The organism is Streptomyces sp. WAC05292 (genome assembly GCF_003949955.1).
GTDB classification, from domain to species: Bacteria; Actinomycetota; Actinomycetes; order Streptomycetales; family Streptomycetaceae; genus Streptomyces; species Streptomyces globosus.
Genome location: NZ_RPSE01000292.1, coordinates 1 through 8,164, shown reverse-complemented (window position 1 = coordinate 8,164; position 8,164 = coordinate 1). Strand labels below are relative to the sequence as shown.

7 protein-coding genes are annotated in these 8,164 nt (G+C 75.5%); 4 read left to right on the top strand and 3 right to left on the bottom strand.

From position 1 onward, the window contains the following. Window positions 1-151 precede the first annotated feature (151 nt). The gene (locus tag EF903_RS24230) at window positions 152-907 is read right to left on the bottom strand and encodes a GntR family transcriptional regulator (protein WP_125546521.1); all 756 of its coding nucleotides are present in this window, start codon (window positions 905-907) and stop codon (window positions 152-154) included. Between the two features lie 376 nt (window positions 908-1,283). On the opposite strand from EF903_RS24230, the gene EF903_RS24225 reads away from it, so the two are divergent. The 3 genes from EF903_RS24225 to EF903_RS24210 all read left to right on the top strand — a co-directional run bounded on the left by EF903_RS24225 (window position 1,284) and on the right by EF903_RS24210 (window position 5,635). Further along, window positions 1,284-2,135 (top strand): alpha/beta fold hydrolase, encoded by an 852-nt coding sequence (locus EF903_RS24225; protein ID WP_125546519.1) that lies wholly within the window; start codon window positions 1,284-1,286, stop codon window positions 2,133-2,135. Between the two features lie 183 nt (window positions 2,136-2,318). After that, window positions 2,319-3,734 (top strand): GNAT family N-acetyltransferase, encoded by a 1,416-nt coding sequence (locus tag EF903_RS24215; RefSeq protein ID WP_125546517.1) that lies wholly within the window; start codon window positions 2,319-2,321, stop codon window positions 3,732-3,734. 194 nt (window positions 3,735-3,928) lie between these two features. Continuing rightward, window positions 3,929-5,635, top strand: a complete 1,707-nt coding sequence (locus EF903_RS24210; RefSeq protein ID WP_125546515.1) for a DUF885 domain-containing protein — start codon at window positions 3,929-3,931, stop codon at window positions 5,633-5,635. A gap of 51 nt (window positions 5,636-5,686) precedes the next feature. On the opposite strand, the gene EF903_RS24205 is transcribed toward EF903_RS24210, so the two are convergent. Further along, entirely contained in the window at window positions 5,687-6,232 is a 546-nt protein-coding gene (locus EF903_RS24205) for a rhodanese-like domain-containing protein (RefSeq protein WP_185902792.1), read from the bottom strand. Window positions 6,233-6,327: 95 nt separating this feature from the next. Here EF903_RS24205 and EF903_RS24200 point away from each other — a divergent pair, with 95 nt between their 5' ends. Further along, entirely contained in the window at window positions 6,328-6,774 is a 447-nt protein-coding gene (locus tag EF903_RS24200; protein ID WP_125546513.1) for an Lrp/AsnC family transcriptional regulator, read from the top strand. Here the strand turns inward: EF903_RS24200 and EF903_RS24195 are convergent. Then, the coding region (locus EF903_RS24195; RefSeq protein WP_312845955.1) for an SbcC/MukB-like Walker B domain-containing protein at window positions 6,764-8,164 on the bottom strand (1,401 nt) is incomplete at its 5' end. The two genes, EF903_RS24200 and EF903_RS24195, sit on opposite strands and share 11 nt — an antisense overlap.

Sequence of the window (8,164 nt, the reverse complement as noted above, 5' to 3'; positions counted from 1 at the left end):
GGCGCGGCCACTCCCGCCCGCTGCCCTGCCGGGCCCGCCTCGTGCCGCGCCGGGGCGGCGGCGGGGCCGGGCTGGGAGCCGCACCCCGTCGTGCGCGGCCCCGGCGGGGGCCTGCCGTGCCGGGGGCGAGGGCGTGGAGCGGCGTACGGGGTCAGGAGGCGGCGCGGTCCTCGTGGGCGATCTCGACGCCCGAGTCGCCGAAGGTGAGGCGGCAGGTGTCCGCGCGGTAGGTGGCGACGGAGACGGCGGCCGTTCCGGCGGCGGTGAAGTAACGGGTGGTGACGACGAGGACGGGGGCGCCTGGCAGGCGGTCCAGTTCCTTGGCGTCGTCGGCGCGGGCCGAGCCGAGCTCGACCGAGCGGTCCTGGCCGTCCAGGGTGAGCCGCTGGAGTTCGCGCAGGACGGCGCGGGCGCGGGCCGGTCCGGCGGGGGCGTCGATGGCGGACAGGCCCGGTACGGAGGCAGTGGGGACGTACAGCAGCTCGGCGGCGACGGCCTGGCCGTGCGTGACGCGGGTCCGGCGCACGGTGTGGACCGGCTGCTCGGCCGCGGTGCCGAGGAGGCCGACCACCGCGGCGGGCGGGGGCGCGTCTGCGGCGTCGACGGCCTCCCAGCCGTCGGCTCCCTCGCCGGGCCAGCCCTGGCCGGCTCCGCCGACGGCGACGCCGACCCGCGGCGGGGCGACGGTGGTGCCGACGCCGCGGCGGCGCTGGAGGCGGCCTTCGAGTTCGAGCTGCTCAAGGGCCTGGCGCAGGGTCGCGCGGGCCACACCGAAGCGGGCGGCGAGCTCCCGCTCGTTCGGCAGGACCTCACCGACGGCGAAGTCGCGGTCGAGTGCCTCGCTCAGGACGGTCTTGAGGTGCCAGTACTTCGGCTCCGGCACCGTTTCCAGCTGCGTGGTCCCCACCCTGACTCCTCCTGCCATCGCTGCAATCGCCGTGTTCCAGCGGCAGTTCCGCGCCCTTGTTTATTAAAGGTTCTTGCACTATCCCTGCGACCATAGGTCGGGGCGGCACCTTGGTCAAGACCAATGGTCCCCCCTTTCCCGGGCAGACCGGGCATTCGCATCACGCCGTTCATGCGATGTTCGCGCACGTCCCGAGCCGCCCCGCGGGGGCACCGGGGGCTCCTCCGCAGACCGCCGGCCGTTCTCCCCGCGGGGCTGCGGGTCCGCTCCGACACGCCCGCGCCACAGGCTTGTAGTGACGCCTTACCGGACGGTAATCATGACGTAGTCATTACTGACAGCCTGTCTCACACGCGTCTCCCCGACGAGGAGCAGCATGACCGCCACGGTTTCCTTCCCGGTCGACACACCGCTGGGCCCCCGCACCGCCACCGTCGCCTACGAGCGCAAGGGCTCCGGTGAACCGCTCCTCCTCCTGCACGGCATCGGACACCACCTCCAGGCCTGGGAACCGGTGACCGACATCCTGGCCGCCGAGCACGACGTCATCGCCGTCGACCTCCCCGGCTTCGGCACCTCCGAGCCCCTGCCGGACGGCGTCCCGTACGACCTGCCGACCGTTGCCGCCGCCCTCGGCTCGCTCTGCTCGGTGCTGGGCGCCGACCGCCCGCACGTCGTCGGCAACTCCCTCGGCGGGCTCCTCGCGCTGGAGATGGGCCGCGACCGCCTGGCCCGCTCGGTGACGGCGCTCTCCCCGGCCGGCTTCTGGACCGAGGCCGAGCGCCGGTACGCCTTCGCCACCCTGCGGGCGATGCGGGTCGGCGCGATGGCCCTGCCGCTGTCGACGCTGGAGCGCCTCTCCCACAGCGCCGCCGGCCGGACCGCGCTCACCGGCACCATCTACGCCCGTCCCGCGCGCCGTTCACCGGAGGCGGTGGTCGCCGAGACGCTGGCCCTGCGGCAGGCCACGGGCTTCGAGGAGACCCTTGCGGCGGGCCGTTCGGTGCGCTTCACCGACGACGTCCCGGGCGTTCCGGTCACCATCGCCTGGGGCTCGCGGGACCGGCTGCTCCTGCCCCGCCAGGGGGTGCGGGCCAAGCACGTCGTCCGCGACGCCCGGCTGGTGCGACTGCGCGGCTGCGGCCACGTCCCGATGAACGACGACCCCGCACTGGTCGCCCGGGTCGTCCTGGACACCGTACGGACCACCGGCCGCCCGGCGGCCTGAAGCGGGGCGCGGCGGGCGGCGGGCGGCGGGCGGCTGGCGGCTGGCGGCTGGCGGCGGGCGGCTGGCGGCGGGGCAGCCGGTCCACCGCCCCGAAAACAGGGCGAAATCGGCCAGATGGACACTTAACCAGCCGGACACAGACCGTTCGTGATCACGCAACACCCCTCCGCCACAGTGGCGTGCATGACTGAACAGCTCTCCGCCCCCGCCCACCACCGCCACCACCACTGGCGCCGCGACGCCGTCGAACTGGCCGCACTGTTCTGCGCCGTCGCGGTCGCCGACGGCATCGCCAACCTCGTCGTGCACGGCCCGAGCGGCCCCGCCCTGCTCGTCGCCTCGGCCGCGGCGCTGGTGTTGACGGCCGCGTTCCACACCTGGTGGGCGCGCCGCCACGGCCACGCACCGCCGCCCGCGAGCACGGCGCCGTCCGATACGAAGCCCGCCGGGGCCGTTTCGGAGCCGGCGGCCGCGCCGGACGCACCCGCCGCGGCCGGGGCCGCGCTGTGGCGGATGCGGACCACCGTGCGCGACGAGCCCGGCAGCCTGGCCGCGCTGTGCACGGCGCTCGCGCGGGCCGGCGTGGACATCCTCACCCTCCAGACACACCCGCTTGCCGAGGGCGGCACCGTCGACGAGTTCCTGCTGCGTGCGCCCGGACGGCTGCCGTCCGCCGGCCTCGCCCGCGCCGTCGCGGCCGCCGGCGGCCGCGACACCTGGATCGAGCGGGCCGACGCGCACGACCTGGTCGACCCGCCGACCCGGCTGCTCGGGCTCGCCACCCGCACCGCGCTGGACGCAGCCGAACTGCCGCTTTCGCTGCGCCGGCTGCTCGGCCGCTGCACCATCCACTCCGTGCCCGCCACCACCCTGTCCGGGCGCCCCAACACGGACGCCGACGTGCCGCCCGAGGGCGTCCTCGAGTCCACGGTGCTGCGGCTGCGCGACCCCTCGGGAGGGGCCATCACCGTGGAGCGGCCCCACCTGCCCTTCACCCCGACCGAGTTCGCCCGCGCCCGCGCCCTCGTCGAGCTCGACGCCCGGCTCGGCCCGCGCGTCCCGCGCAGCCAGGACGTCCTGACGCTGCCGGAGGGCAACGAGATCACCGTGCGCCGTGCCGACGACTCCGACCTGGCCGCCGCCCGCGCCATGCACGACCGCTGCTCCGAGCGCACCCTCGGCCTGCGCTACCACGGGCCGGTCGCCGATGCCGACCGCTACCTCGGCCACCTGCTCGGCCCGCGCTTCGGCCGCACCCTGGCCGCGACCACCGCCTCCGGCAGGCTCATCGCCCTCGGCCACCTGCTGTGGGACGGGGACGAGACCGAGGTCGCCCTGCTGATCGAGGACGAGTGGCAGCGCCGCGGGATCGGCTCCGAACTGCTGCGGCGGCTCGTCGCGATGGCCGTCGAGGCGGGGTGCGGCAGCGTCTACGCGGTCACGCAGGCCTCCAACACGGGCATGGTCGCGGCGATGCGCGGCCTCGGGCTGCCCCTCGACTACCAGGTCGAGGACGGCACCCTCGTGATCACCGCCCGCCTGGAGCCCCTCACCGCCGCTGCCGCGCTGCCGCAGGCGCAGCGGCGGTGCGCGGACTGACGGCCGCGGCCGGGCCGCCGCCCGCGGCCCGGGCGGACCGGCCGCCGAAGCGTCGGCGCTCGCCCGACCCCCTGTCCGCGGGGGCATCCCCCGCGGGCGATCCGGGCGCACCGCCGTGGCACAACGGGCCGGGGTCCGCAGGCCCACAGCGAACGCTGGTGACGGGGGGCCTTCCCCCGTACGAAGATGTCCGCATGTCAGACACCCTCCGCAGCGACGTCCCGTCCCGGCTGCCGCGCCAGGTCGCCGACGCCTACGTCGACGACCTCATCGCACTCGACCCGATCACCGGCACCTACCTCGGTGTCGCGTCGAGTTCGGGCAGCCTCCCGGACTTCTCCCCGGCCGGCCGTGCGGCCGTCGCCGACCTGGCCCGTACGACCCTCGCCCGCCTCGACGCCGCCGAGCGGCTGCCCGGCGCGGACAGCGACGCCGAACGGCGCTGCGCCCGCCTGCTGCGGGAGCGCCTCACCGCCGAACTCGCCGTGTACGAGGCGGACGAGGACCTGCGCACGGTGAGCAACATCCACTCCCCCGCACACGCCGTCCGGGAGGTCTTCACGCTGACCCCGACCGACACGGAAGAGGACTGGGCCGCCATCGCCGAGCGCCTGCGGGCGGTCCCGGCGGCCCTGGACGGCTACCGCGAGTGCCTTCAGCTGGGCCTGGACCGCGGCCTGTACGCCGGCCCGCGCGCCACCGCCACGTTCATCGACCAGCTCGCCACCTGGGCCGGCCAGGACGAGGACGGCACCACCGCCTTCTTCGACGAGTTCGCGGCCGGCGGCCCCGAGGCGCTGCGCGCCGAGCTGGCGGAGGCGGCCTCCGTCGCGACGGAGGCCGTGGCCGGCCTGAGGACGTGGATGGCGCAGGTGTACGCCCCGGCGGTGGCGGGAGCGCCGGACGCGGTCGGCCGCGAGCGGTACGCCCGCTGGTCGCGCTACTACAACGGCACCGACCTCGACCTGGACGAGGCGTACGCCTACGGCTGGGCGGAGTACCACCGGCTGCTCGCCGAGATGAAGACCGAGGCGGCCAGGATCCTGCCGGGCGCGGGGCCGTGGGAGGCGCTGCGGCACCTGGACGAGCACGGCACCCACATCGACGGCGTCGAGGAGGTCCGGGCCTGGCTGCAGGGCCTCATGGACGAGGCCGTCGAGAACCTGGACGGCACCCACTTCGAACTCGCCGAGCGGGTCAAGCGGGTCGAGTCGATGATCGCGCCGGCGGGCGGTGCGGCGGCCCCGTACTACACCAACCCCTCCGAGGACTTCTCGCGCCCCGGCCGGACCTGGCTGCCGACGCTGGGGCAGACCCGCTTCCCCGTCTACGACCTGGTCTCCACCTGGTACCACGAGGGGGTCCCGGGCCACCACCTGCAGCTGGCGCAGTGGACGCACGTCGCCGACCGGCTCTCCCGCTACCAGGCCAGCGTCGGCCTGGTCAGCGCCAACGTCGAGGGCTGGGCGCTGTACGCGGAGCGCCTCATGGACGAGCTCGGCTACTTCAAGGACGCCGAGCAGCGCCTGGGCTACCTGGACTGCCAGATGATGCGCGCGGCGCGGGTCATCGTCGACATCGGCATGCACCTGGGCCTGGAGATCCCCGCCGACTCGCCGTTCCACCCGGGTGAGCGGTGGACGGTGGAGCTGGCGCAGGAGTTCTTCAGGCTGCACAACAGCCGGCCGGCGGAGTTCATCGAGAGCGAGGTGACGCGCTACCTGTCGATGCCGGGGCAGGCGATCGGCTACAAGCTGGGCGAGCGCGCCTGGCTGCTGGGCCGGGACAACGCCCGGGCCGCGCACGGCGATTCCTTCGACCTGAAGGCGTGGCACATGGCGGCGCTGTCGCAGGGCTCGCTGGGCCTGGACGACCTGGTGGAGGAGCTGTCCCGCCTGTAGCGGCGCAAGGGGCCGCCGGCGGGGGCGGCGGCCCCGGCCGGGCGGGGCGGCTCAGCAGCCGCAGTCGTCCGAGCCGGTCGGTGCGGTCAGCGGGTCGGCCTCGGGCCGCTGCTGCCGGCCCTGCCAGGTCTCGACCTCGAAGCCCTCGCGGATCCAGTACTCGATGCCGCCGAGCATCTCCTTGACCTGGAAGCCGAGTTCAGCGAGGGCGAGGGCGGAGCGGGTGCCGCCGTTGCAGCCGGGGCCCCAGCAGTACGTGACCACGGGGACGGCCTTGTCGAGGACCCGTTCGGCCTGTTCCGGGACGAGCGCCGTCGGCAGGTGGACGGCGCCCGGGATGTGCGCCTGGTCCCAGGCCGGGGTGGATCGGGAGTCGACGAGCTGGAAGCCGAGGTCCGCACCCTCCTCGCGGTGGGCGCGGAAGGCGGCGGCCACATCGGCCGTGTCCGCGTGGAAGGCGAGGCTGGCGGCGAAGTAGGCGGCGGCCGCGGCGGGCGCCGCCGGGGGCACCCGCAGGACGGGGTTCACGGGCGCGGCGGTGACCTCCGCCGCGGGGGCGGCGGCGTCGGAGGCGGAGGGCTTCGGTGTCGTCGTCATGGACAGGAATCTACGGCCGGCCATGATCACCCCGGAAGGGGCTTTCCCCGGCCTTCTCCTTGTTCTGCCGCGGATTCCCCTGCTAGACCTGCTCCATGACCGAGTATTCCCCCGACGCCACGGACTGGCGCATCCTCGCGGCCCTCCAGGAGGACGGACGCGCCAGCTTCGCCGAGCTCGCCCGGGCGGTGTCCATGTCCGCGAGCGCCGTCACCGAGCGGGTGCGCCGCCTGGAGGAGGCCGGGGTGATCACCGGGTACACGGCGGTGGTGGACCCGGAGAGGCTGGGGAAGTCCATCCTGGCGCTGGTCCGGCTGCGCTATCCGCACGGCAACTACAAGCCGTTCCACGACCTGCTGGAGGCCACGCCGGAGATCCTGGAGGCGCACCACGTCACGGGCGACGACTGCTTCGTGCTGAAGGTCGCCGCCCGCTCCATGGGGCATCTGGAGGAGGTGGCGGGCCGGATCTCCGGGCTCGGATCGGTCACGACGAGCGTCGTGTACTCCTCGCCGCTGCCCCGCCGCCCGCTCAGTCCCTGACGGCCGCGGTGTGGTGGCGGACCACCGAGCCTCCGCGCTGTTTGACGATCTCCAGCTGGGCCTGGACCCGGGTGCGCAGGTCGGCGACGTGGCTGACGATGCCGACGCTGCGGTCGCGTTCGCGCAGTGAGTCCAGGACGTCGAGGACCTCGTCGAGGGCCTGGTCGTCGAGGCTGCCGAAGCCCTCGTCGATGAAGAGGGTGTCCAGGCGTACGCCGCCCGCCTCGTCGGTGACGACGTCGGCCAGTCCGAGCGCGAGGGCGAGGGAGGCGAAGAAGGTTTCGCCGCCGGACAGGGTGGCGGTGTCGCGTTCGCGGCCCGTCCAGGCGTCCACGACGTGGAGGCCGAGGCCGGAGCGGCCGCGTCCGCTCGCCTTCGCGTCGGAGTGGACGAGGGTGTAGCGGCCGCCCGACATGCGCAGCAGCCGCACCGACGCGGCGGCCGCGACCTGCTCCAGGCGCGCGGCCAGGACGTACGCCTCCAGCCGCATCTTCCGCTCGTTGTCGGCGGAGGTGCCCGCGGTCAGCCCCGCGAGCCGGGCCACCCGCTCGTACGCCTGGCGCAGCGGGCCGAGGGCGCGCAGTTCGAGGTCGGCCTGGCGGGAGAGCCGGTCCAGTTCGGCGCACCGCACGCGGGCGGCGTCGCAGGCCGATGCGGCGGTGCGCAGCCGGGCCGCGGCGCGCTCGGCTTCCGCTTCGGCTCCGGCGGGGTCGGCCGGCGGGAGGGCGGCCGCGGCCGCGGTGTCGCTTTCGGCGCGCCGGTCGGCGAGCGTGGCCTCCTCGGCCTGCCAGGCGTCGAGCCGGTGCAGGAGCGCGGTGCGCTCGTGGCCGGGGAGGACGGCGGCGGCGGCCTCGGCGACGGTGTCGAAGCCGGCCTTGAAGGCGGCGTCGGCGAGCTGCCCGTCGGCCTCCTTCAGCCGGGCGGCGGCCGCCTCGGACCGGCGCAGCGCCGCCGCGGCCGCGGTGACCATGCGGACCCGGTCCTCCAGGAGCTCCGCGCGGGCCGCGACGGTGGGGGCGTCGCCCCGTACGAGGGCCAGTTCGGCTTCGAGGGCGGCGTGTTCGCGGTCGAGGGCGTCGCGTCGGGAGGCCCGGGCGGCGGCGCGGCGTTCCGCTTCGAGCCGTTCGGCGGCGCGCGCGGCGTGCTCGCGGTCGGCCCGGTCCAGCTGCTCGCGGGCCGCGTGCAGTCCCGCGGCGGCGGCGTGGGCCGCGGCGTGCCGGGAGCCGAGGTCCTGGGTGAGGGCGAGGAGTTCGGCGGTGGTGGCGTCACCGGCGGCGGCGGCCGCCTCGGCGCGGGCCTGCAGGACGGCGGCGCGCTCCCGCTCCAGTGCGGCGCGGCGCTCCTCGGCCTGCTCGTAGCGGGCGTGGGCGGCGTCCTCGGCGGCCCGGTC

What these genes read in the sequence shown, in the direction of transcription:
- EF903_RS24225 (WP_125546519.1), top strand. Translation starts at nt 1,284, where the DNA reads ATGACCGCCACGGTTTCCTTCCCGGTCGACACACCGCTGGGCCCCCGC.
- EF903_RS24215 (WP_125546517.1), top strand. Translation starts at nt 2,319, where the DNA reads ATGACTGAACAGCTCTCCGCCCCCGCCCACCACCGCCACCACCACTGG.
- EF903_RS24210 (WP_125546515.1), top strand. Translation starts at nt 3,929, where the DNA reads ATGTCAGACACCCTCCGCAGCGACGTCCCGTCCCGGCTGCCGCGCCAG.
- EF903_RS24205 (WP_185902792.1), bottom strand. Translation starts at nt 6,232, where the DNA reads ATGACGACGACACCGAAGCCCTCCGCCTCCGACGCCGCCGCCCCCGCG.
- EF903_RS24200 (WP_125546513.1), top strand. Translation starts at nt 6,328, where the DNA reads ATGACCGAGTATTCCCCCGACGCCACGGACTGGCGCATCCTCGCGGCC.